Annotated in this window: 27 protein-coding genes; 10 read left to right on the top strand and 17 right to left on the bottom strand. The window is 64.5% G+C overall.

What is annotated here, in order from left to right:
• Positions 1 to 9 precede the first annotated feature (9 nt).
• The 3 genes from RA25_RS21835 (at position 10) to RA25_RS21825 (ending at position 4,432) form a co-directional block, all read left to right on the top strand.
• The gene (locus tag RA25_RS21835; RefSeq protein WP_039174990.1) at positions 10 to 1,278 is read left to right on the top strand and encodes a hypothetical protein; all 1,269 of its coding nucleotides are present in this window, start codon (positions 10 to 12) and stop codon (positions 1,276 to 1,278) included.
• 139 nt (positions 1,279 to 1,417) lie between these two features.
• The gene (locus RA25_RS21830; protein WP_019298478.1) at positions 1,418 to 1,705 is read left to right on the top strand and encodes a hypothetical protein; all 288 of its coding nucleotides are present in this window, start codon (positions 1,418 to 1,420) and stop codon (positions 1,703 to 1,705) included.
• Positions 1,706 to 1,924: 219 nt separating this feature from the next.
• Complete coding sequence (locus tag RA25_RS21825) at positions 1,925 to 4,432, top strand: GcvT family protein (RefSeq protein ID WP_039175031.1); 2,508 nt, start codon at positions 1,925 to 1,927, stop codon at positions 4,430 to 4,432.
• A gap of 70 nt (positions 4,433 to 4,502) precedes the next feature.
• On the opposite strand, the gene RA25_RS21820 is transcribed toward RA25_RS21825, so the two are convergent.
• Both RA25_RS21820 and RA25_RS21815 read right to left on the bottom strand, forming a co-directional pair.
• Positions 4,503 to 5,072: a carboxymuconolactone decarboxylase family protein gene (locus RA25_RS21820; RefSeq protein ID WP_039175029.1), complete on the bottom strand. Its 570-nt coding sequence runs from the start codon at positions 5,070 to 5,072 to the stop codon at positions 4,503 to 4,505.
• A 58-nt stretch (positions 5,073 to 5,130) separates the two neighbouring features.
• Positions 5,131 to 6,042: a LysR family transcriptional regulator gene (locus RA25_RS21815; protein ID WP_039174988.1), complete on the bottom strand. Its 912-nt coding sequence runs from the start codon at positions 6,040 to 6,042 to the stop codon at positions 5,131 to 5,133.
• A gap of 91 nt (positions 6,043 to 6,133) precedes the next feature.
• On the opposite strand from RA25_RS21815, the gene RA25_RS21810 reads away from it, so the two are divergent.
• Together RA25_RS21810 and RA25_RS21805 are read left to right on the top strand one after the other, a co-directional pair.
• Positions 6,134 to 6,355 carry a hypothetical protein gene (locus RA25_RS21810; protein WP_039174986.1) on the top strand — a complete coding sequence of 74 codons (222 nt, stop codon included), beginning with the start codon at positions 6,134 to 6,136 and terminating at the stop codon, positions 6,353 to 6,355.
• Between the two features lie 117 nt (positions 6,356 to 6,472).
• Positions 6,473 to 7,075 carry a class I SAM-dependent DNA methyltransferase gene (locus RA25_RS21805; protein WP_039174984.1) on the top strand — a complete coding sequence of 201 codons (603 nt, stop codon included), beginning with the start codon at positions 6,473 to 6,475 and terminating at the stop codon, positions 7,073 to 7,075.
• A 156-nt stretch (positions 7,076 to 7,231) separates the two neighbouring features.
• On the opposite strand, the gene RA25_RS21800 is transcribed toward RA25_RS21805, so the two are convergent.
• A complete protein-coding gene (locus RA25_RS21800; RefSeq protein ID WP_039174983.1) occupies positions 7,232 to 7,855 on the bottom strand; it encodes an FMN-dependent NADH-azoreductase in 624 nt (207 codons plus the stop codon).
• A 112-nt stretch (positions 7,856 to 7,967) separates the two neighbouring features.
• On the opposite strand from RA25_RS21800, the gene RA25_RS21795 reads away from it, so the two are divergent.
• Complete coding sequence (locus RA25_RS21795; RefSeq protein WP_039174981.1) at positions 7,968 to 8,888, top strand: LysR family transcriptional regulator; 921 nt, start codon at positions 7,968 to 7,970, stop codon at positions 8,886 to 8,888.
• Positions 8,889 to 9,227: 339 nt separating this feature from the next.
• Here the strand turns inward: RA25_RS21795 and RA25_RS21790 are convergent, their stop codons facing one another.
• Positions 9,228 to 9,416: a hypothetical protein gene (locus tag RA25_RS21790; protein WP_019294778.1), complete on the bottom strand. Its 189-nt coding sequence runs from the start codon at positions 9,414 to 9,416 to the stop codon at positions 9,228 to 9,230.
• 181 nt (positions 9,417 to 9,597) lie between these two features.
• Between RA25_RS21790 and RA25_RS21785 the strand changes: the two genes are divergently transcribed.
• Positions 9,598 to 10,518, top strand: a complete 921-nt coding sequence (locus tag RA25_RS21785) for a LytTR family DNA-binding domain-containing protein (RefSeq protein ID WP_193748000.1) — start codon at positions 9,598 to 9,600, stop codon at positions 10,516 to 10,518.
• A gap of 69 nt (positions 10,519 to 10,587) precedes the next feature.
• Here the strand turns inward: RA25_RS21785 and RA25_RS21780 are convergent, their stop codons facing one another.
• Positions 10,588 to 11,190 carry an HD domain-containing protein gene (locus RA25_RS21780; RefSeq protein ID WP_039174977.1) on the bottom strand — a complete coding sequence of 201 codons (603 nt, stop codon included), beginning with the start codon at positions 11,188 to 11,190 and terminating at the stop codon, positions 10,588 to 10,590.
• Between the two features lie 99 nt (positions 11,191 to 11,289).
• Between RA25_RS21780 and RA25_RS21775 the strand changes: the two genes are divergently transcribed.
• Positions 11,290 to 12,138 carry a LysR family transcriptional regulator gene (locus RA25_RS21775; protein WP_241477461.1) on the top strand — a complete coding sequence of 283 codons (849 nt, stop codon included), beginning with the start codon at positions 11,290 to 11,292 and terminating at the stop codon, positions 12,136 to 12,138.
• Here RA25_RS21775 and RA25_RS21770 read toward each other — a convergent pair.
• The 3 genes from RA25_RS21770 to RA25_RS21760 are packed head-to-tail and all read right to left on the bottom strand — an operon-like array spanning position 12,135 to position 14,840.
• Positions 12,135 to 12,803, bottom strand: coding sequence for a DUF938 domain-containing protein (locus RA25_RS21770; RefSeq protein ID WP_039174974.1), 669 nt, complete (start codon positions 12,801 to 12,803; stop codon positions 12,135 to 12,137). The genes RA25_RS21775 and RA25_RS21770 overlap by 4 nt on opposite strands.
• Positions 12,803 to 13,873 (bottom strand): NAD(P)/FAD-dependent oxidoreductase, encoded by a 1,071-nt coding sequence (locus tag RA25_RS21765; RefSeq protein WP_039174972.1) that lies wholly within the window; start codon positions 13,871 to 13,873, stop codon positions 12,803 to 12,805. The genes RA25_RS21770 and RA25_RS21765 overlap by 1 nt, the downstream gene beginning before the upstream one ends.
• A gap of 4 nt (positions 13,874 to 13,877) precedes the next feature.
• Complete coding sequence (locus RA25_RS21760) at positions 13,878 to 14,840, bottom strand: aldo/keto reductase (RefSeq protein ID WP_039174970.1); 963 nt, start codon at positions 14,838 to 14,840, stop codon at positions 13,878 to 13,880.
• Between the two features lie 137 nt (positions 14,841 to 14,977).
• Between RA25_RS21760 and RA25_RS21755 the strand changes: the two genes are divergently transcribed.
• A complete protein-coding gene (locus tag RA25_RS21755) occupies positions 14,978 to 15,427 on the top strand; it encodes a hypothetical protein (protein WP_039174967.1) in 450 nt (149 codons plus the stop codon).
• A 3-nt stretch (positions 15,428 to 15,430) separates the two neighbouring features.
• Positions 15,431 to 16,666 carry an HlyD family secretion protein gene (locus RA25_RS21750; RefSeq protein WP_019294786.1) on the top strand — a complete coding sequence of 412 codons (1,236 nt, stop codon included), beginning with the start codon at positions 15,431 to 15,433 and terminating at the stop codon, positions 16,664 to 16,666.
• A gap of 66 nt (positions 16,667 to 16,732) precedes the next feature.
• Here RA25_RS21750 and RA25_RS21745 read toward each other — a convergent pair whose 3' ends face one another.
• The 9 genes from RA25_RS21745 to RA25_RS21705 all read right to left on the bottom strand — a co-directional run bounded on the left by RA25_RS21745 (position 16,733) and on the right by RA25_RS21705 (position 26,837).
• Entirely contained in the window at positions 16,733 to 17,089 is a 357-nt protein-coding gene (locus tag RA25_RS21745) for a VOC family protein (protein ID WP_019294787.1), read from the bottom strand.
• 178 nt (positions 17,090 to 17,267) lie between these two features.
• Complete coding sequence (locus tag RA25_RS21740; protein ID WP_039174965.1) at positions 17,268 to 18,344, bottom strand: BMP family ABC transporter substrate-binding protein; 1,077 nt, start codon at positions 18,342 to 18,344, stop codon at positions 17,268 to 17,270.
• Positions 18,345 to 18,402: 58 nt separating this feature from the next.
• Positions 18,403 to 19,323, bottom strand: coding sequence for an ABC transporter permease (locus tag RA25_RS21735; protein WP_039148584.1), 921 nt, complete (start codon positions 19,321 to 19,323; stop codon positions 18,403 to 18,405).
• A gap of 1 nt (position 19,324) precedes the next feature.
• Positions 19,325 to 19,621: a hypothetical protein gene (locus RA25_RS21730; protein WP_039174964.1), complete on the bottom strand. Its 297-nt coding sequence runs from the start codon at positions 19,619 to 19,621 to the stop codon at positions 19,325 to 19,327.
• Positions 19,621 to 20,703 carry an ABC transporter permease gene (locus RA25_RS21725; RefSeq protein ID WP_019294790.1) on the bottom strand — a complete coding sequence of 361 codons (1,083 nt, stop codon included), beginning with the start codon at positions 20,701 to 20,703 and terminating at the stop codon, positions 19,621 to 19,623. Before RA25_RS21725 ends, RA25_RS21730 begins: the two co-directional genes overlap by 1 nt.
• Before the next feature lie 42 nt (positions 20,704 to 20,745).
• On the bottom strand, positions 20,746 to 22,263 hold the full coding sequence (locus tag RA25_RS21720; RefSeq protein WP_019294791.1) for an ABC transporter ATP-binding protein: 1,518 nt from the start codon (positions 22,261 to 22,263) through the stop codon (positions 20,746 to 20,748).
• The gene (xdhC, locus tag RA25_RS21715) at positions 22,260 to 23,195 is read right to left on the bottom strand and encodes a xanthine dehydrogenase accessory protein XdhC (RefSeq protein ID WP_039174962.1); all 936 of its coding nucleotides are present in this window, start codon (positions 23,193 to 23,195) and stop codon (positions 22,260 to 22,262) included. The genes RA25_RS21720 and xdhC overlap by 4 nt, the downstream gene beginning before the upstream one ends.
• Positions 23,185 to 25,479, bottom strand: a complete 2,295-nt coding sequence (gene xdhB / locus RA25_RS21710; RefSeq protein WP_039174960.1) for a xanthine dehydrogenase molybdopterin binding subunit — start codon at positions 25,477 to 25,479, stop codon at positions 23,185 to 23,187. Before xdhB ends, xdhC begins: the two co-directional genes overlap by 11 nt.
• A complete protein-coding gene (locus tag RA25_RS21705; protein WP_039174958.1) occupies positions 25,476 to 26,837 on the bottom strand; it encodes a xanthine dehydrogenase small subunit in 1,362 nt (453 codons plus the stop codon). Before RA25_RS21705 ends, xdhB begins: the two co-directional genes overlap by 4 nt.
• Between the last annotated feature and the right edge of the window lie 71 nt (positions 26,838 to 26,908).

The raw sequence follows: 26,908 nt of genomic DNA, 5'->3' as shown, positions 1-26,908 counted from the left end.
GAGGACATTATGAGCATCAAGCATCTGGCAGGCTTCGCAGCTGTGTGCGGGCTGGTATTTCTGGGCGTTGACTATGAACAGCAGACCCGCCGGGCAGGGCTGGACTTTGGCAGTCTGAGCCTTTCCGGCTATGCCGGCACCATCGAAAGCCGCTACCTGGGCCATAAGGCAGAGCAGCGCCTGGCGGATCTGGAGCAGGAGCGCCGAGACCGCTGGCGGCAGGGCGGCAAGGCGTATCTGCCCGAAGCGCCCGCCGGCATGGAGCGTTTCAGCCTGCTTGAACGGCCAGAAGTGCTGGCGGCAGGGGGTGGCGGCGCGGAGGCGGAGAGCGATCCGCTGGCGGAACTGGATCAGGCGCTGGATAGCGTCCGCCTGCAGAAACGGGCAGCCAAGATGGACCCGCACAGCTGGGGCTACGCCAAGGACGGTGAAGTGGTCGTGCTCAGCGTCCATCTGCGCGGCCTGCAGAACCCGAACACCCTGGGGGGGATGGTTGTGTCCTCGATGCGCGGCATGGGGCTGCCTGAGGAACCTTATGCCGTCATCGGCGGTGTCGCCTTTGGCCGCGATCAGGGCATCTACAAGCGCAGCAGCGGCAAGATGCGCAAATTCGAAGGGGTTTTGGGCTTCGGCGAACGCGCCACCATCGTGGTCCATGCGGATGCGCCGGACAGCACCATCAGGGAGGTTCTGGCGGCCATCGACTATGACGGGCTGAACGGCCTGCTGGAACAGCCGGTTCCCACCGTGGGCAATGACGTGACCGTGCCCGCCGCCGCTGAGCAGGAGCTGGCAAGGGATATCACCCGGCTGCGCAGCGAGTTGCAGAGCATCGAAGCCAAGGCCGCGCAGCTGAAGATCGAAAACATTGATCCCGGCAAACTGCTGGCCGGCGCGGTGACCGGCACCACAGCCTTTATTGATGTGACCAGCGGCGATGTGCCGGACCCCGGTGCGGTGCTGGAAGCGGCCTACCGCGAACGGCTGACCCGGCTGATGGCAGAGGCCGGTGCGGTTAGGGACGGCGTAGCAATCGAAGCGGAAGACCCCGCCGCGATGGAGGCTGGCGGGAACAGCAGCGGCGCCACCTCCGGCAAGCTGGCAGGGCTGGCGGGTTCGCTGCTTGGTGTCTTCACGGGCGGCTCCAGTCAGGAAGGCAGCCCGGCACCGCAGGACAGCAGCGGCGTGTCGCCGGTCAAGGTCAGCAAGGGGCTGGCGGGTGACGGCGGCGAAGGCAGCGGCTGCATCCGGAGCGGCACCACGCGGACCTGCGACTGATCCCAGCGGGGCAAGCGGCACGGCAGGGTCCGCGCAATTGCATGGGCTTTTCCCCGAATTGCCGGAAAGCTGCCGCAATTCTGCGCCAGGTTTGAATCTGAGGTGAACAGCAAGGCACATGCGGACCCGGAGGACGGAAATGGGACTGAAGAAAGCAATGGGCATCCTGGTGTTCAGCACCCAGGCGGTGATTGGTGCCGACTATTACTTCCAGACCCGTGACGCAGGCCTTGGCTGGGGCGATCTGAGCGCCACCGACTACGGCACCATCGTGCAGGAGCGCTTTGCCCGCGCCCGCGCCGCCAAGGAGCACGCCGCCCGCAGCGGGGGAGATGCCGGCAGCTGGGACAGGCTGGCCGCACTGGGCAGCAGCACCTCAGGCGACCAGCCGGTCTGCATCCGCCGCAGCAATGAGGCCGAATGCTGACGCCTGGCAGAACAGCGTAAGACACAGACTTCAGGGGGCCGCGGCCCCCTTTTGCTTGCGCAGAAAAACGCCATTTCCGGCACTGCCACCCGCAGAATCCGGTATGCTGTGGCGCGCAAGGTCGGTTTTGAGTGTTTTTGCGTCGGCCTGATTTTGCGCGGATTTCAATGCGCGGGCATAACCGTCGCCAAGAATCTCATTAAGCTGGAGAGCGGGAGAATGAAAACCCAAGTCAAAGCACTTGTTGTTGGCGGCGGCGCCGTCGGCACCTCGATTGCCTATCACCTGGCCAAAGCCGGCTGGGAAGACGTCATGCTGATCGAGCGTGACGAGCTGACCTCCGGCTCGACCTGGCACGCGGCGGGCCTGCTGCCGCTGTTCAACATGTCCTATGCGACCACCCACATCCACAAGTACTCGGTCGATTTCTACAAGACCCTGGAAGAGGAAACCGGCCTGAACGCCGGCTTTGCCGTGGTGGGCAACCTGCGTATGGCGCAGACCCAGGAGCGCATGGACGAATACATGCTCTATGCCTCCACCGCAGAGACCTGCGACGTGGACTATGAGTGGCTGACCCCGGATCAGATCAAGGAACGCTGGCCGCTGATCGAGACCGGCGACCTGAAGGGCGCGATCTACCACACCGAGGACGGCTACATTAACCCGGCAGACGTGACCCAGGCGATGGCCAAGGGTGCCCGTCAGCGCGGCGTCGATATCGTTCGCAAAATGCAGGCCGACGCGTTCCACTGGACCGGCACCCACTGGGAAGTCACCTGCACCAAGATGGTCGAAAAGGGCGGCAACCTGGTTCCTTCCGACGAGCAGGTGGTAATCACCGCCGAGCACGTCGTGACCGCATCCGGCAACCACGCGCAGCGCACCGCGAAAATGCTGGGCATCAAGATGCCGGCCATCCCGGTCGAGCACACCTTCATCGTCATGGACAAGGACCCCGAGCTGGTCAAATGGCGTGAAGCCGGCAACCCCGAGCACCCCGTTGTGCGCGACGCCGACAATGAATCCTATGCCCGCGAAGAGCGCGGCGGCTGGATCCTGGGTATCTACGAGCGCGGCGCGCCCGCCCAGTTCGAGCACGGCGTGCCGGACAGCTTCCGCGCTGACCTGTTCCCGCTGGATCTGGACCGGATCGCCGAACAGTACATGGCGATGGCAGAGCGCGTTCCGTCCTGTGCCGAGAGCGGCCTGAAAGACGACTTCAACGGCCCGATCTGCTACACCCCCGACGGCAACCCGCTGGTCGGCCCGGCACCGGGCCTGCGCAACATGTGGCTGGCGGAAGGCTTCTCCTTCGGCATCACCGCCGCAGGCGGCACCGGCTACTACCTGGCCCAGATGATGGTGGACGGCGAGGCCGAGATCGACATGGCGTCGCTCGACCCGAAACGCTACTCCTCCAACTGGATGACCACCGAGTTCGCGGCCCGCAAGAACGAAGAGTGCTATGAGCACGTCTACATCCTGCACCACCCGGACGAAGAGCGCGAAGCCTGCCGTCCGCTGCGCACCGCACCGGCATACGACCGCCAGAAGGCCCGCGGCGCACAGTTCGGCTGGGTCAACGGGTGGGAACGCCCGAACTACTTCGGCCCCGTCGATGCGCCGCAGAACTACGACCACGACGCCCGCTCTTTCCGCCGCGGCGGCTGGTGGCAGCACGCCGTGGACGAAGCCAAAGCCGTGCGTGAAGGCGTTGGCCTCATTGACGCGACCGCCTTCACCAAGCATGTCGTCAAAGGCCCCGGTGCCACCCAGTTCCTGGATTGGTTCACCTGCAACAAGCTGCCGAAGGTTGGCCGCATCAACCTGACCTACGCGCTGACTGCATTCGGCACCACCCGCACCGAATACACCATCGTCCGCAACGGCGAGAACAACTACTACCTGGTCTCCGCCGGCGCCTGGTCCGAGTATGACGCCGACTTCCTGCGCAAGGCGGCTGAGGACAAGATGGAAGAGTTCGGCTACATCGAGATCCAGGACGTGACCACCCAGTGGGGCGTCTTCGCCATCGCAGGCCCCAAGTCCCGCGATGTGCTGAAAGAGGTGATCGTCGACGCCGATCCGGAAACCGCACTCAGCAACAAGCGCTTCCCCTGGCTGTCGGCCAAGCAGATCGAACTGGGCATGTGCCCGGTCAATGCGATCCGCGTGGCCTACACCGGTGAACTGGGCTGGGAACTGCATCACCCGATCGAGATGCAGAACTACCTGTTCGACCTGCTGGAGAAGGCCGGCGAGAAGCACGGCATGAAGCTGGTCGGCGCCCGCGCCCAGAACTGGCTGCGCCAGGAGAAATCCTACCGTGCCTTCGGCAACGAACTGGGCCGCGACGCGACCCCGCTGGAAGCCGACCTGCCGCGCTTTGTTGACCTGGAGAAGGATTTCCACGGCAAGGACAAGCTGGTCGAGACCGGCGTCCGCGTGAAATGCTGCACCCTGCTGATCGACGGCCCCGCCGATGCCGATCCCTGGGGCCGCGAAGCGCTCTATGCCGCAGACGGCACCCGTGTGGGCCGCCTGACCTCCGGCGGCTACTCGGTGGCCTTCGAGAAATCCATCGGCATGGGCTACGTGAAGCCCGACTACGCGGTGGAAGGCACCAAGCTGCAGGTCAAGATCCAGGACAAGCTGTGGGATGCGGTCGTCACCTGCGACAGCCCCTACGATCCGAAGAACGAGACCATCCGTCAGAACGGCTAAGCCCTGACGGAAGAAATGAAGAAGCCCCGGTCATTGGCCGGGGCTTTTTTGTTGGGGGAGGGCGTGCCGGTTACATGTCCAGGCCATTCTCCCGGCCGAAATCCGTGTAGCTGGTGTCGCTGCGGCATTCGTCCAGCAGTGCTTGGTCCACGGCCTTTGGGTCCATGTGGTACTCATTGATGCCGGTGCCCTCCACAAAGCGGTTTGCCAGGCTGAAGACCCCGCAGACCTGAATGGCATCAAACAGCGCGCTTTCGCTCCAGCCCGCTGCGTAAACCGCATTGGCATCCTCTTCGGTCATGCGGGACGGCGTCAGGGTGAGCTTGCGGACATAGGCAAGCACGGGCTTCAGCTTCGCTTTAACCGGTGCCGTCTCCAGATCCTGCATCAGGGCGTCAATGGTTTCAGGTGCCACCCCATAGGCCCTGGCAAAGATCGTATGCGCACCATGGCAAAAGGCACAAGCGTTGAGGCCGGAGACATAGGCCCCGATCAGTTCCCGCTCCGCAACGGAGAGATCGCTTTGCCCCCGCATCACCCGGTTTGTGTATTCCGCCAGCGGTGCAAGCTTCTCCGGGAAGGCGCGGTAGACGCTGCCAAGTGTGGCGTCTTCGGGCAGGGACGGGAACAAGCGCTTCATTTTCATACCTCCGTTGTGGCTTGGCAGGAACCGCCTGCGGGGCGGGCTGTGCAGCTTATCAATCTTTGGTTTCTTCGCCGCTTTCCTTGTAAATCGCCGCATAGCGGGGGGCGAAGTATTTGACGAAAGCGCGAACCTCAGACCGCCTGTAGGCGTCCGGTGAGATGAGCATCAGATGCGGAACGGAAAGTTCCTTGATCTCGTCGAAACACCGGATCAGGGAGGTGTCCGGCTCAACCAGTTTGACATTGGTAATACCCAGCCCTTGACCAGACCGGATGGCCGCATGCATCAGGTCCAGCTCGCTGTAGCTGGCCACGATCTGGTCAGGGCCGACACGCTCCATCAGCCATTCGTGAAACACGTTCGGAACATCGCCGCGCTGGAAAGTGACAAACCTGTGGCCTTTCAGGTCGCCGGGAGTGCCGGGCAGCCCGAACCGAGCCGCATAGTCCGTTCCGCCGAACAGAGACCATTTGGCGTCGCTGATCTTCCGCGCGATCAGGCTGGGGGAGGGTTCGGTGCGGGCCAGCCGCAGCGCAATGTCCGCCTCACCCGCCAACAGGTCCAGGGTTTTGACGGAGGGCAGAAACTCAAAGGCCACACCCGGGTTTTCGGCGGAGAACCCGTTCACGATATCAATCATCCGCGGGGAAAAGTTCGCCGAATAGGCGGTGATGCGGATCGGTTTTGCCTCCGCCAGCTCTGCCGCCTGGCTGGCAAAGGCCCGGGCCGCGGTTTCAACCGCCTCAGCGCATGTCACCAGGTCCCGCCCGTTCCCGGTAAGCTGGAAGCCGCGGGTGTCCCGCTCAAACAGCACCAGGCCGGTGGCATGTTCCAGGGCATCGATCCGCCGCGCCACAGTGGGCTGCGCCATGCCGAGCTTGCGGGAGGCTGCCAGGGTCGACCCTTCCCTGGCAACCGCCAGAAAGACACGGAGGTCCGACCAGTTCCAGTTTTGGCTCTGCATTTTTGAAGAACAGCACAATTTCACGGCTGATACCAGACACCCCGGCAGGCGGGTAACCTGTTGTCAGAACCCGTTGAATGGAGGACTGACCATGTTTTCGCCCGGCATCCCGCAGATTGGAAACTGGAGTTTTCTGCAGTTTCTGTTCAAGCCATCCGCCCTTGCAGACAGGCCTGCGCAGCAAGCAGCCCCCGCAGAAGATGCCTTGAATGAACGGGAATTCATCCTTGAAATGATGCAAAGCCACCCGGAGGCCTTTCACAGCGATTTGGACGTTCAATACGTCATGCAACACTATCCGTCCCGATTCTGAACGCAGCCGCCAGGACCGGCGATTTTCTTCCTGTTCCAGGTGCCCTGTCTGTTGACGCTGCCCGCCCGCCGGGTCACGGTCCCGGATCTGAACAACCAAGGCGGAGCACGCAGGCAAATGAGCGACGACTGGAATGACTACGCCGACGGCTGGGACGGCAACAGCGATGTCCGGCTTTATGCGGACCGGGCCTTTGCCGCGCTGGATGGTTCGGCCGGCATCACCGGCGGCGGCTGGCAGGACAAGCGGGTGCTGGACTTCGGCTGCGGCACCGGGCTTCTCAGTGAAAAGCTGGCGCCGCATGTGCGGGAAGTGGTGGCTGCTGACACTTCGGAGCGGATGATTGCGGTGCTGCAGGAGAAGGCGCTGCCCAAGGTCAGGGCGCTGTGCACGGATATTCTGGACGGCGGCGCACGGGAAGCAGCGGGCATGCTTGGCGGTTTCGACATGATCTGCGCGTCCTCCGTCTGCAGCTTCCTGCCGGACTACCGCGGCGCCGTGGAGGTGCTGGCTGGGCTTCTGAATAACGGCGGCGTCTTTGTGCAGTGGGACTGGCTGGCCGCGGACGCGGGCGGCTCCGGGCTGACGGAACCGCAGGTGCGGGAGGCGCTGCGCGCCGCGGGTCTTGAGGCTGTGCGTGTTGAACGGGTGTTTGAGATGGAGAGCGGCGGTCAGGCGATGCCGGTGCTGATGGGTTCAGGCACCCGCGCCGCGGAGTAAGCCGCACCCCGCGGTAGCGGGGCAAAGCGGCGCGGAGCACTCCCGCCCGTCCCGCTTCGGATCTGAAATCCGAAGGGTCCGGTTGGGCCAGGCAGGCCGCGCCGCAGGCGCGGCCTGCCTGGCCCCCGTGGCGGTGCGCAATGCGCGGCGCACCCCTCAGGAGGCCAGCTTTTCCGCCTCTGCAATGGCGGCCTGGAAACCGGCCTCCGGGTCGGCCGTCAGCAGCGTTGGCTGGAAGCGGAGTTCCGCGATGTCCTCCACTCCGGCCTGGTTCAGCCAGAACTTCAGATAGGCGGACTGGTGATCCACCCCAAAGGCTGGCGACGGCATGTCCGGCCCGTAGGCGCCGCTGGTCAGCGCCAGCACGGCCCTCTTGCCCTCCAGCAGGCCGAAGTATCCTGTTTCAGGATCAAGCCCCCACAGCAGGCCGGGCTGATGGATCAGGTCGATGTACTGCTTGAGCTTGTAGGGGATGCTGCCGTTCCACATCGGCGCGGCGATCAGGTAGATGTCGGCGGTAGCGAACCGGCTGGCCATAGTGGTGATTTCGTCCCAGGCCGTCCGCTGGCTGCCATCCTGGTCCTGGCCGGTGATGACGTTCATCTTGGCGGCAACCTTGTCACCGTCAAAATCCGGTAGCGGCTCGCTGGACAAGTCCAGCACGTCAATTTCGATCCGGCTGTCCGTTTCCTGCAGTTTGGCAAGATAGGCGCTGGCGAGCGCGCTGGACTTCGACTGGCTGCCGCGGGGCGAAGCCTTGATAAACAGCAGTTTGGTCATATTCAGGGTCTCCTGTCTGAAATACTGCGGGGTTTCACAGGAGCAACATGAGAGCGCTTGACCTTGGCGAAAACAGTTTGAAATGCAAAGGATTTGTGCGCAAAGTGCAAAGATGATTCAGGGGGCAAGCGCCAGTCTGTTTGTTCAGGTGGTCGAGGAGGGCAGCTTCTCGGCAGCGGCCCGGGTGCTGGGCGTGGCGCCATCATCGGTGGCGCGCCAGATCAAGCAGCTGGAGGACGGGCTCGGCACCCGGCTGTTTCAGCGCACCACCCGCAAACAGAGCCTGTCTGAGGCTGGCGAGCTTTATTACCGGCACGCAAAACGCGCGGTGGAAGAGCTGGAGACCGCCCGGGCTGCCATATCCCGGCTCTCCGGCGCGCCTTCCGGTGTCCTGACGGTCACGGCAGAGCCTGATCTGGCCACAGCCCTGATCGCGCCGCTGATGCCCGGCTTTCTGGCCGCCCATCCGGATATCCAGGTGAAGCTTCAGTTTTCCTCAGCGCTTGAGGATCTGGTAGAAGGCCGGATCGACGTGGCCGTCCGCATGGGGCAGCTGAAGGATTCCAGCCTGATTGCCCGCAAGATCTTCGATAGCCGCTCTCAGCTTTATGCCAGCCCCGGGTATCTGGAGGCCTTCGGCACTCCGGACCATCCGGAGGAACTCGCCGGCCACCAATGCCTCTCCTTCCGCTCTGAGGCGCAGAAGGTGGTGTGGCGGTTCCAGACGCCGCAAGGCGAATGCTCTGTGCCGGTTGCCGGGCGGGTTCAGGCCAACGGGCTGGAATTTCTGAAAAGCCTGGCCGTTTCCGGCTGCGGCATTGTGATGATCCCGGAATGGGCGGCTGCCCGGGAGCTGGAGAGCGGCACGCTGGTTCCGGTGCTGGCTGGTTTCGGCGCCATTCCGGCATCGACACCGGTTTATGCGGTCTATTCGTCGCGGCGCCATCTTGAGCCCAAGACGCGGGCGTTTGCGGACCACCTGGCCAGTGCGTTGCCAGGCGGGCGGGCCGGGCAGCGCCGCGGCAGGCGCTAAGCAAAGTTTGGCGCTGTAAGGCTGGCGCGTTTACCTGTCCGCTGCGTGCGCAAGGGGGTGGCAGTGCCCCGCCTGCGGATCGCAGATGGCGACAATTAATCAGAGCCCGGGTGGATTGGGGCGAATTTTACCACAATCAAAAGAATCCGCCAGAGGGAAAAATCCGCCAGTTTCCCTGCGAAAACATGCATTTACCCATTCACAATCCGGAATGCCTCTGGCTAAGCTTGGAGCATGGAAACCGGAGGTATCAGACAGCCGCAATGCCGGGCTTCTGCGGGGCCGATGCCCGGACGGAGGTTTTACGGACTGCACATAGCGCGGGTGCGGGCGCAGGGCCTAGTCCCGGCGGGTACCCTGCAGCGGATAGCTGTCCAGGGCCACGCCAATCCACCGCATCGCCGCAGCGAGGGCCGCTTCGGCAGTATCGCGCGCGGCCGGGTCTGCGCCGGCAGCGAAATAGATATCTTTGAGACGGTCGAGATCGCTGGCGGCCTTGTCGAAATCTGCGGGAACAAACTGGCGCATTCTGGATCTGCCATGGATGGGGAAAGGAAATGACGAAAGCGAACGGGTGAGCGCGGAGACAGCTTCCTTTGTGCGGCAATACAAGGAAAGAAGCCATCTCCGGCCACTCATCAACAGAAAACCTGATAACGGGGGGCTGATAGGTTTGGGGACGATCAAGGACAATCTCCAAAGCCGCGAAATGCAGCTTTTTGACATGTTCGGTGAACCGCCGCAGTTCACGGTGCATGAAATGACGCTGGTTTTGCGCAGCGGAGTGTTTCTGAAATACGCCGCGGCAATAGTGGTGCTGCTGGCGGCGTTTGACACAGACGGATACCGGGAGGCCGGCATGCCGCTGCACGTGAACCTGCTTTTGTGGGTGATCTGCGTTGCAGGGTTTGTAAGTGCTTATGCAGGGATCCTGATAGCCTGGATCGCACTGGCACCGGGAGGGCGGGTTGTGCGGATGCTGCGTGCGGTGCCGAATATTGTGTCCATGGCACTGGTCACGGTGATGGTGGTGGCGCTGGCCGCGCCCTATACTGGAACGGGTGTCAGCTGGCGGGTGGTTCTGCAGCTCTTTCCCTACAATGTTGTGCTCAGCTATACGTTCGAGACGCTTTTGTTCCTGTTCATCCTGCCGCAGGCCAATACGGCGCTGGGCCTGGACCTGTACGGGCGCAAGCCGCGGGGCATCGATAGACCTGCCGTGACAGCAATGCCCGAACCTGCCTCAACGCAGCCGGAGCCGGCCGCGCAAAACGCTGGCGATGCAACTGCCGGTCTGAACGGGACCGCAGTTGTCCTGGGCGGGCAGAAGTTCGCACTGGACCAGCTGCGCTATGTGAAATCCGAGGAGCATTATCTGCGGGTTTCGGCAGGGGGCAGTGAGCTGACCCTGCGCGGGCGGCTGGCTGACTTGCTGGCACAAGTGCCGCAGGATGCGGGCCTGCAGCCGCACCGGTCCTGGTGGGTGGCCCGGGATGCGGTCGCGGGGCTGAGGCGCGGCGGGCAGAGCGATGTGCTGCTGCTGGCGGATGGCGGTGAGGTGCCGGTGGCCCGCGGCCGGCGCGCCCATGTGCGGGAGATTGTGCAGGCCTGGCAGATCGGAACGGAATGACGGGCCGCTGACAGAAACACCCCGCCTGGACCTGGCCGGGCGGGGTGCTGTTCCTGATTGGCAAAGGGTCTAGCCCGCAGGCTGCTCCTCTGCTGTTTCGGCCAGCTCCATATGGCCCCAGCCGCGCGACAGAACCTTGCGCAGGATCGGCTCGAAAAACTCCAGCGGTTTGGTGGGATACTCCGGGTCAAAGGCGCATTGGTCGTATTTTTCGCAGAAATACCGGCAGTCCTCCCAATGGGGGCTGTCGCGGTACTTGTCGCGGGCGTTGCGGTCGCCGCCGAAGTGGTGGTTGTAGTAGAAGCCCTGGAAAACGCAGTGATGCTTGAGGATCCAGTAGGTCTTTTCGCTGACATAGGGCTTCATCATCGCCGCCGACAGCTCACCGTGATTGTAGGGGGACAGGATGTCGCCGGTGTCATGCACCAGCGCGGCCACGATGATCTCGTCATCGGCGCCGTCTTCCCAGGCGCGGGTCGCGGCCTGCAGGCTGTGCTGGTAGCGGTTCACCGGGTAGGGGGTCCAGTCCTCGTCCAGCGAGCGGATCGCGTCGAGGATGCGGTCGGGCAGGGCGGCGTTATAGGCCTCCTCGTAGGCTTCAACGGCTTTCCAGTCCTCGGCGGTGGCTTCTGTGAAACTGGTCCAGGTTGGCTTGTGGCTTTTGTCCAGCATGGCGCGGGTCCTTTGATTGATCTGCGGACAAGCTAGCGAGTTTGGCCTGAGCAGGAAAACGAATTGATTTGCTCAAGACGAAAGGAAATAGTGATCAGTATGCAGATCAGCGCGTTCAAAACCTTTTTGGCGATCGAGGCCGCGGGCAGCTTTCACGGCGCGGCGCGGGCGCTGAATGTGACGCAAACTGCCGTCAGTGCCAGGATCAAGGCGCTGGAGGAAGCACTGGGCACGCCGCTGTTCGACCGCGGACCCGGCGGCACGCGGCTGAGCGCGGCGGGGCGGCAGTTTCTGCCCTATGCCGAGCAGATGATGCGGACATGGGAGTTTGTCGCGGGTGATCTTAAGGCGAGCCTGGCGGGCCGGGTGCCGCTGCGGCTGGGGGCGCAGCTGTCGGTCTGGGACCCGCTTCTGGTGGATGTGGCGGTGTGGCTGGAGGAGGTGCAGGGCACGGTGCCCTTCACGCTGAACTATGACCACGCGATGAACATGGGCGAGGCGGTGGCGCGCCGTCTGCTGGACGTGGCGATTGTGAACGAGGTGCCGGCGGGTGCGCGGCTATCGGTTGAGGAGCTGCCGCCCGAGCGGCTGGTGCTGGTGGCGGACCAGCCCTTGCGGCTGGGGCGGGATGCGCTGCCCCTCTTCATCAACCTGGAATTCGGCGCTGAGTACGATGCGCAATTGCATGATGTTCTGCCCGCCCGCAGCCGTCAGCACATCGTGCTGGGGAATGCGCTGATGGGGCTGCGCTATCTGCAAAAACGCGGCGGCATAGGATATTTCCCGGCCTATATGGCAGCAGAGGCGCTGGCGGCGGGTGCGCTGCATGCAGTCGAGGGGGCGCCGGAGATCAGCCTCGGCTGCCGCGCGCTGTACTTGCCCGACAACCCGGCGCTGGAGCATATCCGCCAGGTGGTCCGTGGGCTGCAGCAGGTGCGCGGCGGCTAGGAGAAAAGTTCCGGCACGGGCTTTTCCGAAACCAGCGCCAGGTTGTTGGCGGGCATGTCCACGGTTTGAACCAGCTCCAGTCCGGCGGCCTGCAGCCAGCGGATGACCTCAGCATCATCCTTGTAGCCGGTTTCCGGATCATGGGCGGTGATGGTGGCGTGGAAGGCGCGGTCGCCTTCGCTGATGAGGTTGCCGCCGCGCATGAAGGGGCCGTAGATCACAAACCGCCCGCCGGGGGCGAGGGCAGCAGCGGCCTCTTGGATCAGGGTGCGGGCCTCGCTTTCACTGATGAGATGCAAGAGGTTCACCAGAACGATCAGGTCCTGGCCTGCTTGATCCGTGCCCCAGCCGGGGGCGGTGGCGTCCAGCTCGATGGGCGGTGCGATATTGGGCAGGCCTGCCTCCTCGGCATAGGCCTGGATGCTGGCGCGGCGGGTGGCGTCCACCTCGGTTGGCTGCCACATCAGGCCGGGCAGACGGGCCGCGTATTCAATCACATGCTGGCCGGTGCCGCTGGCCAGCTCCAGGGCGCGGCCCTGCGCTGGTGCCGCGTCCGCCAGCAGATCGCAGATGGGACGGCTGTTGCGGGCGGCGGAGGGGGCAAACAGCTTGCCCCCCTGCGGTTCCGCGACAGAGGCCGTGCCGGGAACGGAGCGCACCGGCATCAGCGCAGCCGCGCGGGCGACAGCGCGGCGACGGTGGCGGCATCCAGCACCGGCGCGCGGCCTGCCACCAGATCGGCAATCAGCTGCGAGGCGGCGGGGGCAGTCATGATGCCGTAGCCGCCCTGACCGGCACACCAGATGAACTCCGGCTGATCCGGATCCGGCCCCAGCACCAGGGTGCCGTCAGCGACAAAGCTGCGCAGGCCGGCAAAATTGCTTTCGACCCGCGTCACCGGCTCAGTCACCATCTCCTCATAGCGGGCCAGCCCTTCGGCCAGCACCATGTCGTCGGCATAGGCGTCATGCGGCTCCACCGGATCGGCGTCGGCGGGGGAGACCAGCAGCTTGCCGGCATCAGGTTTGGCGTACCAGGTCTCACCTGCGCCCAGCAGCATCGGCCAGCCGCTGACATCATGGCCGCCGGGGGCGGGCAGCCGTGCCATCGAGCGGCGCTTGGGCTGCAGGCCGATGGCGGCGACCCCGGCAAGCGCGGCAACCTTATCGGCCCAGGCTCCCGCGGCGTTGACCAGGTTGCGCGCCTCATAAACGGTGCCGCCCGCGGTGACCTGCCAGCCGCCTGCAATGCGGGTGATGGCGGTGACGGGTGCCTTGGTCACAGTCTGGCCGCCCGCGGCACGCAGGGATTTGGCGAAGTCCTGCAGCATCCGGTCGGTGTCGATATCCTCGGCGGCACCGCTGATGGCGGTGAAGCCTACGGTTTCCGGGTTCAGGATCGGCACCATGGCGCGGGCCTCGTCCAGCTCCAGCGTCGCCATGCCCAGTTCATCCACGTCGCGTGCAAAGAGATCGCCTTCGTCCTTGGCTCCGACCAGCATCAGCCCGCGTGGCGACAGGTAACCGTTCTCGCGCAGATGCGCGGCGCTGGCGCGGTTCAGGTCGATGGTGGGGCCGTGGCCGTAGTTTTCCTCAAACAGCGCAGCGGAGCGGCCGGAGGAATGGTAGCCAAGCGCGTCCTCCATTTCGAGCAGGGTGACGCTGCCGAGGGCTGCCAGCCGGGCGGCGGCGCTGGTGCCTGCCATGCCGCCGCCGATGACGATGAAATCCTGCATGGGTCTAGTCCTTGTCGTCTTGTTGTTCTTCCAGCCGGTCGGTGGCGGGCGCGGGGCGCGGGCTGAGCGCCTCGATCGCGCGGTAGAGGTCTGCGTCCATCGCGTAGTCCAGCGCTGCCAGCGAGGGCTGAAGCTGTTCCGCGTTGCGGGCAGAGATGATCGGAACCGGCGCGGAAGGATGGGCCGCGGCCCAGGCCACGGCGAGGGTGGCGGGATGGGTGCCGCGCTGGGCTGCTAGCTCTGTCAGCGCGGTGGCCGTTTCGTGCATGGCGGCCGGGCTGTAGCGGATGCCATAACCCTTGTCCTCGGTGATGCGGCCGGTGCCGCCGGTGGCGTATTTGCCTGTCAGCAGACCGCCGCCGAGGGGCGAGTAGGGCACCGCGGTGATGCCCTGGTCGGCGCACATCGGCAAGATCTCCACCTCTGCCTGGCGTTTCACCAGCGAATACATTGGCTGCAGGATGTCGACGGAAACGCCGGAGGCCAGCCCGGCCATCTGTGCTTTCATCACCTGCCAGGCGGCGAAGTTGGACAGCGCCGCATAACGGATCACGCCCTCTGCCTTCAGTGCCGCGAAGCAGTCCATGGTTTCGCGCAGGTCGGTGTGCGGGTCGAAGCGGTGCAGGTAGAAGACATCGACCATATCCAGGTCCAGCCGGCGGCGGCTTTCGTCCAGCTGGGCGCGCATATTGGCGGCCCCTGCGCCACCCTCGTAGCCCGCCTTGGTGGCGATCAGCAGCTGGTCGCGCTCCTGCTTGATGAGGCGGCCAAGGATCTGTTCGGACTTGCCATCGGTATAGACCCAGGCAGTGTCGAAATGAGTGATGCCGGCGGCGCGGCAGGCGGCGTACATATCTGCCGACTGCGCCTCAGTGGCGCGGCCGCCGAACTGCATGCAGCCAAAGGCAAAGCGGCTGGCGGGGGTACCGTCGGGGCTGGTGAGGGGCGTGCGGGGGCTCTGTGTCATGGCGGGAGAGTGGCACGCAAGGAAGGGCAGGCAAAGGGCAATTCCGGCGCCGGCCAGACAAAATGCTTGGTCAAAGGGCCGGGCAGTGCAACTATCAGATGCAGTTCAAGAAAATAAATTGAAACGGGGGACGGACGATGACGACGCCCAATGCACATCCGATGGCTGCGGGGCATATTCCTTCTTATGTCACTGCGGCGGACGGAAGCGATTTCCTTTTTACCTTCATGGCGGTGTTCACCATCACCCTGATCCTGTTGATCGGGGTTGCCTATTTCACCCTGCACGCGCTGCCGGAGAAGATGGCGCACAAGAGCAATCACCCGCAATTCCAGCTGGTCGGCATTCTGGCGCTGCTGGCGCTGTTCACCCACAACAATATCTTCTGGGTGGCCGCGATCCTGATGGCGGGGTTCCAGATCCCGGATCTGGCCGCGCCTCTACGGTCCATTGCCGATGCGGTCCGCGGTCTGGGGCGGGAGCCTGAGCCGCCTGCGGCGCAGGGCGGTGGCGATCCCGATCCGCAGCCGGAGAAACCGGACGCGCCTGTGCCGGTGCAAGGCGAACCCGTGGCAGAGGGGCACTGAACCATGATCGAGACACTTCTGTGCGCGCTGGTCACCATCCTGCCGGACTTCCTGTTCCGCCGCTTTGTGCAGGGCAAGCGGGTCGGCCAGGAGCTGACGCTGTTTTCTGTCTGGTACGAGTTGCGCTGGGGTCTGACGGCCTGCGTGATGCTGACCCTGACGGTGCTGACCACGCTGTTCTATTTCCATCCGGCGACCAATACGGTGGCCTCCTACTTCCGCACTGTCACCATCCTGCCGCAGGTCGGCGGGCGGGTGGCCGAGGTCTATGTCGTCAACAATCAGGAAGTGAAGGCCGGCGATCCGATCCTGCGGCTGGAGGGGCTGTCGCAAAAGGCTGCCCTTGAATCCGCCCATGCGGCGATTGCTCAGGTTGAGGCCTCGCGCAAGCTGGCAGATACAGACTTGGCCCAGGCAGATGCGGGCATTGCCCAGGCGCAGGCGGCGCTGACGCAGGCACGCGATGATCTGGAACGGAACCAGACGCTGCGGGACCAGGGCTCCAGCGCGGTGCGGCCGGCTGAGATCGAACGGCTGGAGAACCTTGTGGACCAGAGGGCGGCCTCGGTTGAGGCTGCGCGGGCGCAGAAGGCAGCAGTGGAGCAGCAGATCGAGGTGCTGATCCCGGCCCAGATGGCCAGCGCCGAGGCGCAGCTGCAATTGGCGCAGGCGGAGCTGGACAAAACGCTGATCAGTGCCGGTGTCGATGGCCGGGTGGAGCAGTTCGCGCTGCAGGTCGGCGACTACGTCAGTCCGGTGCTGCGCCCGGCAGGCATTCTGGTGCCTTTGGCCTCTGGCAGGAACCGCTTCCAGGCGGGGTTCAACCAGATGTCGGCGCAGGTGATCAAGCCCGGCATGATTGGTGAGATCGGCTGCATGACCAAGCCCTTCACGGTGATCCCTATGGTGGTGGTCGAAGTGCAGGACGTGATCGCAACCGGCCAGCTGCGCCCCACGGATGAGCTGCGCGACTTGGGCAACATGCGCAAGCCCGGCACCATCACCGTCTTCATGGAGCCGCTTTACGAGGGCACTGCCGAGGCGCTGCCGCCGGGCAGCAATTGCCTGGCCAATGTCTATACCAGCAACCACGAGCGGCTGGAGCATGACGACAGCATCGGCACCGCTGAGTGGGCCTTCCTGCATGTGGTGGACACCATCGGCGTGGTCCATGCGGCGGGCCTGCGGCTGCGGCTCTTGCTGATGCCGGTGCAGACGCTGGTGCTGTCCGGGCACTGAGGCGGGTCTTGCCGAAAGGACAGGAAAGGCGGGCCTGCGGGTCCGCCTTTTGCCATTGCGGCTTGCTCAGTCCGCAAAGCAAAGCTTATTCCCGTCCAGGTCCCGCACATAGGCCGAGAACCGCGGTCCGCGCTGCCCCGGCGCGCCTTCGCAGGTGCCGCCGAGTTCGAGCGCCTTTTTGTGTAGCCGGGCGGCCTCATCTGCGGAGCCGAGGCTGAAGCCTGCCATGGTTCCATTGCCATTGGCGGCCGGTGCGCCGTCAAAGGGGAGGGCGGCGGCAAAGGCAAAATCGTCCTTCAGCCAATAGGTCATCCGTTCGCTGGGCCGGACCTGGGTGAACCCCTGGTTTTCAAAAAGCGCGTCATAGAATTTGACCGCGGCGTCCATGTTGTTGGTGCCGACAACGAAGTAATTCAGTTTCAAAAGCAATCTCCAAAGTGCCTGAGCGCGCCGCGGGCAGGATCCCGCGGGCTTGTGGAGCGGGGAGTACATCAGGGCAGTGACAGGGTGTGTCAGCAGGCTTTGCTGAGCTCAGACGTTCTTGGGGCAACAAAAAAGGCCCGCCAAATGGCGGGCCTTTGTGTGTCATAGGAGGGGCCGCTTACTGCGGGATGTCGCCTTCGATGCCTTCGACATAGAAGTTCATGCCGGCCAGGGTGCCGTCATCGGCTGTTTCGCCCTCTGCCAGCCAGGCAGAGCCGTCCTGCTTGTTAATCGGGCCGGTGAAGGCGTGGTAGGTGCCGTTGGCCTGTGCGTCCTTGATTGCCAGTGCAGCGGCTTTGACGTCCGCAGGCACCACATCAGAAATTTCGCCGATGCCAACCATGCCGGCGCCAATGCCGTCCCAGGTATCAACCGATTCCCAGGTGCCGTCGATCACGGCCTTGGTGCGGGCGATGTAGTAGGGCGCCCAGTCGTCGATGATGGAGGAGACGCGCGGTTTCGGCGCGTATTCCGACATGTCGGAGGCTTGGCCGAAGGTGATCACGTTGCCGGCGGCCTGTGCGGCGGCCTGCGGCGCGGTGGAGTCGGTGTGCTGCAGGATCACGTCGGCGCCCTGTTCGATCAGCACCTTGGCGGCATCAGCCTCTTTCGCCGGATCGAACCAGGTGAAGGCCCAGACGATCTTGAACTGGACGTCGGGGTTCACCTTCTTGGCGTGGAGATAGGCGGAGTTGATGCCGCGGATCACTTCCGGGATCGGGTAGGAACCAATGTAGCCGATGATGTTCGACTCGGTCATATGGCCCGCGATGGTGCCTTGCACCGCGCGGCCCTCATAAAAGCGGGCGGAGTAGGTCGAAACGTTGTCGGCGCGCTTGTAGCCGGTGGCGTGCTCGAATTTCACGTTCGGGAATTTCTTGGCGACGTTGATGGTCGGGTCCATGTAGCCAAAGGAGGTGGTGAAGATCAGGTCAGCGCCTTCCAGCGCCATCTGGGTCATCACGCGCTCGGCATCCGGGCCTTCGGCGACGTTTTCCACGTAGACGGTTTCGACCTGATCGCCGAATTCGGCTTCAACCGCCTTGCGGCCCTGGTCGTGCTCATAGGTCCAGCCGCCGTCGCCGACGGGGCCGACATAGACAAAGCCCACCTTGGTTTTGTCTTCGGCCCAGGCCGCGCCTGCGGCCAGGCCAAGCGCCACGGCGGCGCTGGTCAGAAGGTTGGTCAGTTTCATCAGGTTCTCCCCAGTTGGATCTATTGGCCCCGGCAGGGGGCAGTGAAAAGCCCCCCGTCTAGCGGGAGGCGTGGAAGTTGCGGCCAAGCGAGGCAGGTGCGCTGCTTTTGTCCGCCGAAAGGATAACAAGCACAATGATTGTAATCAGATAGGGCGACATTGCCAGATACTCGACCGGAATGGCAACGCCTGCGGCCTGCAGATTGAGCTGCACCACAGTGACGCCGCCAAAGAGATAGGCACCCAGCAGTGCGCGCCAGGGTTTCCAGCTGGCAAAGACCACCAGTGCCAGCGCAATCCAGCCGATGCCGGCGGTCATGCCTTCGGTCCATTGCGGCACGCGGATCAGGCTGATGTAGGCGCCGCCGAGGCCCGCGCAGGCACCGCCGAACATGATCGCCAGCAGGCGGATTTTCAGCACTTTGTATCCCAGCGCATGGGCGGCGTCGTGGTTCTCGCCGACCGCGCGCAGCACCAGGCCGAGCCGGGAGTATTTCAGCATCCACCAGACCGCGGCGGTCAGCGCGATGCCGAAGTAGAGGATGATGTCATGGCCGAACAGGATCGGGCCCACCACCGGCAGGTCGCTGAGCACGGGGATGTGGATATCGCCCATCTGCGGCGGCTTGATGCCGACATAGGACTGCCCCATCAGCGCCGACAGCCCCAGCCCGAACAGCGTCAGCGACAGGCCGGAGGCCACCTGGTTTGCCTGGGCAAACTGGGTGAGAATGGCAAACAGGATCGACAGCGCCGCGCCTGCGATGGCGGCGGCGATGAAGCCAAGGAAGGGCGAGCCGCTTTCCACCGCGGTGGCAAAGCCTGCGATTGCACCGACGATCATCATCCCCTCGACCCCGAGGTTCAGCACGCCGGCCTTTTCGACCACCAGTTCGCCGATCGCAGCCAGCAGCAGCGGGGTTGCCGCCACCATCAGCGAGGCGATGAGCAGGACCGGGTTGATTGCAGAAAGATCCATATCAGGAAGCCCCCATCAGTTTAGTGCCGGCCAGAGAGCCTGAGATTGAGCCAATCCAGAAACCCGCAAGCGATGCCGCATTGAGGAGGCGTTCACCGGAGCGGCTGATGATGAAGGTCAGAAGAAACCCTCCGAATGGGACACCACCAATTATTAGAACCAGAACGAGCCCTTCCCAGCCCGCGGCCGCAAGGCTCAGAAACTGTGGAAGGTACGACATCGGTGTCATTGCAAGAATGATGAGTGCCAGGAAGCTGATGAATCCGGATTTTGCGAATACGGTAGCAACTTGCTTCATCACGCCACCTCCGGCTTGCCGATTGCGATGCGGAAATTGGTCAGCAGGTCGAAGGCCAGCAGGAAGAACAGAAGCATCCCCTGGAAGACCTGAATGGCGGCTGCGGGCAGCTGCAGGTTCGACTGCGCGATGTCGCCGCCGATGTAGGTCAGCGCCATCAGCCCGCCTGCCAGCAGGATGCCGACGGGGTGCAGGCGGCCCAGGAAGGCGACGATGATCGCGGTGAAGCCATAGCCCACGTTGAAGTCGATGCTGATCTGGCCCGACGGGCCTGAGACCTCAAACAGGCCGGCAAGGCCCGCCAGCGCGCCGGAGGTGCCGAGGCAGAACAGCACCAGCCGGGTAGGGTTCACACCGGCGAATTTGGCGGCGCGCGGCGCCTCGCCGGTCAGGCGGATGTGGTAGCCGGTCATGTGGCGGTTCAGCAGCACATAGGCAAAGATCACCGCAATCAGCGCCGCCACCACGCCCCAATGCATGCCGGTGCCTGCAATCAGCTCGGCGTTATGGGCGGCGTCCCAGGACTGAAGGTTGCGGGAACCGGGGAAGCCGAAGCCTTCGGGGTTCTTCAACAGGCCCAGCGAGACCGAGGCCAGGAACTGTTCGGCCACATAGACCAGCATCAGCGAGACCAGGATTTCGTTGGTGCCGAAGCGGGTTTTCAGCACCGCCGGGATCATTGCCCAGATCCAGCCGCCAAAGGCGCCTGCGAGGACCATGAACGGGAAGATCAGGAAGGACTCGGAAGGGTAGAAGGCAAGGCCCGCCCCGGCGCCAAAGATGGCGCCCATGATGTACTGGCCCTCGGCGCCGATGTTCCAGATGCCGGCGCGGAAGCCCAGCGACAGGCCGATGGCGATCAGCACCAGCGGCGCGCCTTTGACCAGCAGTTGCGGGCGGTAGTAGAAGGAAAACTCGCCAAACAGCGGTTCCCAGAAAATGGTGCGGATCGCCTCAACCGGCGGTTTGCCAAGTGCTGCGAACAAGAGCCCGCCAACGATCATGGTGGCAATCACCGCCACCAGCGGCGTCGCCATTGACCAGGCGCGCGACGGTTGCGGCCGTTTCTCAAGCCGGATCATGCAGCGGCTCCCTGTTTCTTCTTTTGATTTCTGTTGCGGAGGTCAGACATGCGCCACCTCCATGCCGTGGGCGCCGCCCATCATCAGGCCGATCTCGTCCACCGTCAGGCCTGCGGCTTCGCGCGGGGCGCTGAGGCGGCCTTCGTTGAGGGCGGCAAAGCTGTCGGAGATTTCCATCAGCTCATCCAGATCCTGGCTGATGCAGATCACCGCGGCGCCTTTGGCGGCCAGATCGAGCAGCGACTGGCGGATGGCGGCGGCTGCAGCGGCATCGACGCCCCAGGTCGGCTGGTTCACAACCAGCACATCCGGGTCCTGCAGCACCTCGCGCCCGATCACGAACTTCTGCAGGTTGCCGCCGGACAGCGACCGCGCAGCATTGCCGGGACCCGGTGTGCGGACGTCAAACGCCTTGATGATGCGCTCGGCAAAATCCTTGGTGGCGCCCCAGTCGAGGAAGCCGTTTTTCTCCAGCCCCTCGCGCACCGAGCCGGTGAGCATGGCGTTCTCCGTGAGGCTCATGTCCGGGGCGGCGGCGTGGCCGAGGCGTTCCTCCGGCGCGGCCAGCACGCCGAGCTTGCGGCGGGCGGTGGGGCCAAGCTTGCCGATCGGTTCCCCGTGCAGCTTCACCGCGTCGGCCTCGGTCAGGGTTTCGCCGGACAGCACGCCCAGCAGCTCGTCCTGGCCGTTGCCGGCAACACCGCCGATGCCGAGGATTTCGCCCTTGCGCACGGTCAGATGCACGTTCTTGAGCGCAGTGCCAAAGGCGGAGGGGGCAGGCACCGACAGGCCGGAGATGTCCATTGCCACGGCGCCGAATTCACGGCTGCCGCGTTCGGGGGTCTGCAGGGTGCTGCCGACCATCATCTCGGCCATGTCGCGGGCGGAGGTCTCGGAGGGGATGCATTCGCCCACATTCTTGCCCAGCCGCAGGATAGTGGCGTGGTCGCAGAGGGTGCGGATTTCCTCCAGCTTGTGGGAGATATAGAGGATCGAGGTGCCCTCGGACTGCAGCTTTTGCAGGGTCTTGAACAGGATCTCCACCTCCTGCGGCGTCAGAACCGAGGTCGGTTCGTCCATGATCAGCAGTTTCGGGTCCTGCAGCAGGCAGCGGATGATCTCGACCCTCTGGCGCTCGCCTGCCGACAGGTCGCCGACGGTGCGGAACGGATCCAGCGGCAGGCCATAAGTTTCCGACACCTCGCGGATGCGGGCGGCAAGATCGCGCATTTCCGGCGGGTTTTCCATGCCAAGCGCGATGTTTTCGGCAACATTGAGCGCGTCGAACAGCGAGAAATGCTGGAACACCATGGCGATGCCGTCGGCGCGCGCCTGGCGCGGCTCGGCGGGTTCATAGGGCTGGCCGCGCAGCAGCATCTTGCCGTTGTCGGGCTTCACCAGCCCGTAGATCATCTTGACCAGCGTCGACTTGCCGGCGCCGTTTTCGCCCAGGAGGGCATGCACTTCGCCCTCGCCGATGTCAAAGGAGACGGTGTCATTTGCCACCACTCCGGGGTAGGCCTTGGTCAGGCCCTGCAGGCTCAACAGTGGTACAGTCACGCGCGTGCGCCCTCTCTCAGTTCATCTTTTGCACTGTGGCGCAGCAGCTGGGCCGCAACGCCGACCGCAATCATTTGCGGATGTTTTCCAAGCTCCGGATCGCCGATCGGGCAGGTGATCCGTGAAATCTGTTCCGGGCTGTGGCCCAGGGCCGCCAAGCGGGAGCGGAACCGCGCCCATTTAGTTCTTGAGCCGATCAGCCCGGCAAAAGCGAAGCCGTGGCCCAGCAAGGCGTGGCATAGCGCCAGATCCAGCGCGTGGGAATAGGTCAGCACCAAATGCGCAGCGTTTTCAGGTGCATGCGGCACAAGGAGCGCAACGTCAGCAGCCGGAACCGTGGTGACACCGGTTGGGACGTCAGCCGGGAACCGTTCTGGCGCCGTGTCGGCCCAGGTGATTGCCATGTCCGGCAGCGGCGCCAGCACTTTCACCAGCGCGCGGCCGACGTGGCCGGCGCCCCAGATCCAGACCGGGCGGCTGGGATGGTGAACCGGTTCGATCATCCAGCCATCGACCAGCTGCGGTTCGGGCGGGATGCCTTGGCTGCGGGCGGCGGCAAGGATGCGTTTCACCGCCATCGGCATCGGCGCGGGGGCGGCGGGGCGGGCAATGATTTCGCTGTCCAGGCTGTCCAGATCGGAAGCCTCGTAGACTTCACTCAGCAGGGTGACAGCGCCGCCGCAGCACTGGCCCAGGTCCGGACCCAGCGCGTGGGTGCTGAAACGTTTTGGGGCGATCTGATCCCGCGCGGCTTCGGCAGCCTCGAACTCCAAGGTGCCGCCGCCGATGGTGCCGCTCTGGCCTGATTCCCAGACCAGCATGGCGGTGCCCGGCTCGCGCGGGGAGGAGCCGCGGATGGCGGCAATGACCACCCGGGTCACGCGGCCATGTTCGGCAACTGCCGCGCGGAGGGCTTGCAGGTCAAATCCCATCGCGCACCCTCCGGATTGCGCGCCAGACTTCCTCTGCCGTCGCGGGCGCGTTCAGTGCCGGGTAGGCCGGCCCGAAGGCGGAAACTGCATCGCTGAGCGCCAGCCAGGCGGAGATGCCCAGCATGAAGGGCGGCTCGCCCACCGCCTTGGAGCGGTAGATGGTGTCCTCGCGGTTCTGCCCGTCCCAGAGTTTCACGTTGAACACATCGGGCCGGTCTGAGCAGGCGGGGATTTTGTATGTGGAGGGCGCGTGGGTGCGCAGGCGGCCGGCGTCGTCCCAGACCAGCTCCTCGGTGGTCAGCCAGCCGGCGCCCTGGACATAGCCGCCCTCGATCTGGCCCACGTCCAGCGCCGGGTTCAGCGAGGCGCCGGCGTCATGCAGGATATCGCAGCGCAGGATGCGGTTCTCGCCGGTCAGGGCATCCACCGCCACTTCTGTCACCGCGGCGCCATAGGCAAAATAGTAGAACGGGCGGCCCTGGCCCTTGATCCGGTCCCATTCGACCTTGGGTGTCTTGTAGAAGCCGGTGGCCGACAGGCTGACCCGGCCCTGGTAGCAGGCCATGGCGGCCTGATCGAAGGTCATTATGTCCTGGCCGACCCGCACCTGGCCGTTTTTGAACACCACATCGCCGGGCCTCGCCTGATGCTGCAGCGCCAGATGTTCGGCCATCCGGTCGCGGATGGTGTCGCAGGCGGCCTTCACCGCCATGCCGTTGAGGTCGGAGCCGGAAGAGGCGGCGGTGGCAGAGGTATTGGGCACCTTGCCGGTGTCGGTGGCGGTGATCTTGACCTTCTCCAGCGGGATGCCGAAGCGGCTGGCGGCAACCTGCGCCACCTTCTGGAACAGCCCCTGGCCCATCTCGGTGCCGCCGTGGTTCAGATGCACCGAGCCGTCCTGGTAGACATGCAGCAAAGCGCCGGCCTGGTTGAGGTGGGTGAGGGTGAAGGAAATCCCGAATTTCACGGGGGAGAAGGCGATGCCGCGTTTCAGGTGGGGCTGGGTCTTGTTCCATTCGGCAATCGCCGCCTTGCGGGCAGCGTAGTCCGAGGAGCGCAGCAGATCCGCCGTCATCCCGTGCAGCTCGAAATCCGTGACTTCCATGCCGTAGGGCGTGGTGTTGTCCGGCTTCGCCTCCGCCGGTGCCGCATAATAGTTCCGCTGCCGCAGCTCCGCCGGGTCCATTCCGAGGTCATGGGCGATGTGGTCCATCACCCGCTCGATCCCGACCATGCCCTGCGGGCCGCCGAAGCCGCGGTAGGCGGTGGCGCTTTGCCGGTTGGTGCGCAGGCGGTGGCTTTCGATTCGGATATTGGGGATCAGATAAGCGTTGTCGGCGTGCAGCATGGCACGGTCGGCAACCGGCAGCGACAGGTCCTGCGCCCAGCCGCAATCGGCCAGATGCAGGAACTCGATGCCCTGCAGTTTGCCGTCGTCACCAAACCCAGCACGGTAGGAGATGCGGAAGGCGTGACGCTTGCCGGTGATGACCATGTCGTCGTCGCGGTCGTAGCGCATCTTGCAGGGCTTGCCGGTCAGCCGCGCCGCAACCGCACAGGCGACAGCCAGAGCGTTGCCCTGGCTTTCCTTGCCGCCGAAGCCGCCGCCCATGCGGCGGGTCTCGACGCGCACGGCGTGCATCGGCAGGCCGATAGCGTCGGCGACCTTGTGCTGGATCTCGGTCGGGTGCTGGGTGGAGGAGAAGACATGCATGCCGCCGTCCTCCTGCGGCCAGGCCATGGCCGCCTGGCCTTCGAGGTAGAAATGCTCCTGCCCGCCGAGTTCGAAGCTGCCTTCGACGATCCGCGGGGCCGCGTCGATTGCGGCAGCAGCGTCGCCTTTCTGATAGATGCGCGGGCCTTCCTCGAACCGGCTGTCGGCGGCCAGCGCCGCGTCCAGGGTCAGCAGGGCGGGTTCTTCCTGATAGTCGACCTTACCCTTGCGGGCGGCGATGCGGGCATTGCGGTGGCTGTCGGCGACCACCAGAAACACCGGCTGGCCGACGTAGTTGACGGTGCCCGCCGCGAGCAGCGGCTCGTCATGGATCGAAGGGGAGACGTCGTTGGAAAACGGCAGCCCCTTGGCGGTCATCACCGCAACGACGCCGGTGCTGTGCTGTACTTCGGTCAAGTGCATGCCGGTGATATGGCCGCGGGCGATGGGGGAAAGGCCGAAGGCCAGATGCAACGTGCCGACGGGCGTGGGAATGTCGTCCACATAGCGGGCGGCGCCGGTCACATGCAGATCTGCGGCGTCATGGGGATGGGGTTTGGAGACGCTCATGGGCGGACCTCCAGCACCGAAACCGCCTGGCCGTCCTTCTCGGCGAAGTAGCGGGTGAGCATGCTGCGCGCGGTTTCCAGCCGGTAGCCGGCGGAGGCGCGCATGTCGGTCATCGGGGTGAAATCCTGATCAAACGAGGCGGCGGCGGATTGGATCGAGGCCTCATCCCAGGGCTGGCCGGTCAGCGCCGCCTCGACATTTGCGGCGCGTTTCGGGATGCCTGCCATGCCGCCGAATGCAATGCGGGCGGCGGTGATCCGGCCGTTCTCCACGGTGATATTGAAAGCGCCGAGCACGGCGGAGATGTCCTGGTCGAAGCGTTTGGACAGCTTGTAGACCTTGAGGGTATCAGGCTGGCGGGGGAAGCTGACGGCCTCGACAAACTCTCCGGGCTGGCGGTCCTGCTTGCCATAGTCGAGGAAGAAATCCTCCAGCGGCAGTTCGCGGCGGCTGTTCCCCTTGCGCAGGTGCAGGGTGGCATCCAGCGCGATCAAGGCGGGCGGCGTGTCGCCAATGGGGGAGCCGTTGGCGATATTGCCGCCGACGGTGGCCGCGGCGCGCACCTGCTGGGAGGCGAAGCGGCGCAGCATTTCAGAAAAGGAGGGATGCAGCGGTTCCATCGCGGCGCGCAGGGCGTTCATGTCGGCCATGGCACCGATGCGGACGGTGGTGCCGGTGACCTCGATGCCCTTCAGGTCCGCGCAGCCATCAAGGAAGATCATCTGCGGCAGGTGGCGCAGCTGCTTGGTGACCCAGAGGCCGACGTCAGTGGCGCCGGCGATCAGCGTTGCATCCGGGGTTTGTTCGCAGAGTTCCGCCAGTTCGTCTGCCGACTGCGGCATTAGCGGCTGCGGACCGGGGTCAACCGGGCGGTCGCGGGTGATCCAGTCCGGCACTGGGGCATCCTTGGCGGCCTCAGCCGCGCGGATGATCGGGGCGTAGCCGGTGCAGCGGCACAGGTTACCTGCCAGCTGGTCGTCGAAGTCCGTGGCGCCATTTGCGTGGGCGGTCACCATCGACATGATGAAGCCGGGGGTGCAGAAGCCGCATTGGCTGCCGTGATGGTCCACCATTGCCTGCTGCATTGGGTGCAGGCTGCCGTCCGGGCCTGCGGCACCCTCGACGGTTCGGACGGATTTACCGTTCAGCTGCGGCAGGAACAGGATGCAGGCGTTGAGAGCCTTGGAGCCGCGCGCGTCGGTGACCATGACGGTGCAGGCGCCGCAATCGCCCTCGTTGCAGCCTTCCTTGGTGCCGGTAAGCCCCCTTTCGTCGCGCAGCCAGTCCAGCAAAGTTGCCGACGGATCTGCGTCCGGAATGCGGACCTCTTCACCATTCAGACGAAAGGTGAGTGCCATCTTCCCGATACCGCCGCTTTACCCTGTTGACCCTCTGTGCCGCCCCCTCGATGCGGCGCAGAGGGGGAAGC

Origin of the sequence: Leisingera sp. ANG-S5, from assembly GCF_000813925.1 — a bacterium.
Taxonomy (GTDB): Bacteria; Pseudomonadota; Alphaproteobacteria; order Rhodobacterales; family Rhodobacteraceae; genus Leisingera.
Note: the sequence above shows the minus strand (reverse complement) of the source record. Positions and strands in the feature narration are given on the sequence as shown.

Excerpts from the sequence above, each read along its gene's own strand:
- RA25_RS21835 (WP_039174990.1), top strand. The coding sequence starts at position 10 with ATGAGCATCAAGCATCTGGCAGGCTTCGCAGCTGTGTGCGGGCTGGTA.
- RA25_RS21830 (WP_019298478.1), top strand. The coding sequence starts at position 1,418 with ATGGGACTGAAGAAAGCAATGGGCATCCTGGTGTTCAGCACCCAGGCG.
- RA25_RS21825 (WP_039175031.1), top strand. The coding sequence starts at position 1,925 with ATGAAAACCCAAGTCAAAGCACTTGTTGTTGGCGGCGGCGCCGTCGGC.
- RA25_RS21820 (WP_039175029.1), bottom strand. The coding sequence starts at position 5,072 with ATGAAGCGCTTGTTCCCGTCCCTGCCCGAAGACGCCACACTTGGCAGC.
- RA25_RS21815 (WP_039174988.1), bottom strand. The coding sequence starts at position 6,042 with ATGCAGAGCCAAAACTGGAACTGGTCGGACCTCCGTGTCTTTCTGGCG.
- RA25_RS21810 (WP_039174986.1), top strand. The coding sequence starts at position 6,134 with ATGTTTTCGCCCGGCATCCCGCAGATTGGAAACTGGAGTTTTCTGCAG.
- RA25_RS21805 (WP_039174984.1), top strand. The coding sequence starts at position 6,473 with ATGAGCGACGACTGGAATGACTACGCCGACGGCTGGGACGGCAACAGC.
- RA25_RS21800 (WP_039174983.1), bottom strand. The coding sequence starts at position 7,855 with ATGACCAAACTGCTGTTTATCAAGGCTTCGCCCCGCGGCAGCCAGTCG.
- RA25_RS21795 (WP_039174981.1), top strand. The coding sequence starts at position 7,968 with ATGATTCAGGGGGCAAGCGCCAGTCTGTTTGTTCAGGTGGTCGAGGAG.
- RA25_RS21790 (WP_019294778.1), bottom strand. The coding sequence starts at position 9,416 with ATGCGCCAGTTTGTTCCCGCAGATTTCGACAAGGCCGCCAGCGATCTC.
- RA25_RS21785 (WP_193748000.1), top strand. The coding sequence starts at position 9,598 with ATGCAGCTTTTTGACATGTTCGGTGAACCGCCGCAGTTCACGGTGCAT.
- RA25_RS21780 (WP_039174977.1), bottom strand. The coding sequence starts at position 11,190 with ATGCTGGACAAAAGCCACAAGCCAACCTGGACCAGTTTCACAGAAGCC.
- RA25_RS21775 (WP_241477461.1), top strand. The coding sequence starts at position 11,290 with ATGCAGATCAGCGCGTTCAAAACCTTTTTGGCGATCGAGGCCGCGGGC.
- RA25_RS21770 (WP_039174974.1), bottom strand. The coding sequence starts at position 12,803 with ATGCCGGTGCGCTCCGTTCCCGGCACGGCCTCTGTCGCGGAACCGCAG.
- RA25_RS21765 (WP_039174972.1), bottom strand. The coding sequence starts at position 13,873 with ATGCAGGATTTCATCGTCATCGGCGGCGGCATGGCAGGCACCAGCGCC.
- RA25_RS21760 (WP_039174970.1), bottom strand. The coding sequence starts at position 14,840 with ATGACACAGAGCCCCCGCACGCCCCTCACCAGCCCCGACGGTACCCCC.
- RA25_RS21755 (WP_039174967.1), top strand. The coding sequence starts at position 14,978 with ATGACGACGCCCAATGCACATCCGATGGCTGCGGGGCATATTCCTTCT.
- RA25_RS21750 (WP_019294786.1), top strand. The coding sequence starts at position 15,431 with ATGATCGAGACACTTCTGTGCGCGCTGGTCACCATCCTGCCGGACTTC.
- RA25_RS21740 (WP_039174965.1), bottom strand. The coding sequence starts at position 18,344 with ATGAAACTGACCAACCTTCTGACCAGCGCCGCCGTGGCGCTTGGCCTG.
- RA25_RS21735 (WP_039148584.1), bottom strand. The coding sequence starts at position 19,323 with ATGGATCTTTCTGCAATCAACCCGGTCCTGCTCATCGCCTCGCTGATG.
- RA25_RS21730 (WP_039174964.1), bottom strand. The coding sequence starts at position 19,621 with ATGAAGCAAGTTGCTACCGTATTCGCAAAATCCGGATTCATCAGCTTC.
- RA25_RS21725 (WP_019294790.1), bottom strand. The coding sequence starts at position 20,703 with ATGATCCGGCTTGAGAAACGGCCGCAACCGTCGCGCGCCTGGTCAATG.
- xdhC (WP_039174962.1), bottom strand. The coding sequence starts at position 23,195 with ATGGGATTTGACCTGCAAGCCCTCCGCGCGGCAGTTGCCGAACATGGC.
- xdhB (WP_039174960.1), bottom strand. The coding sequence starts at position 25,479 with ATGAGCGTCTCCAAACCCCATCCCCATGACGCCGCAGATCTGCATGTG.
- RA25_RS21705 (WP_039174958.1), bottom strand. The coding sequence starts at position 26,837 with ATGGCACTCACCTTTCGTCTGAATGGTGAAGAGGTCCGCATTCCGGAC.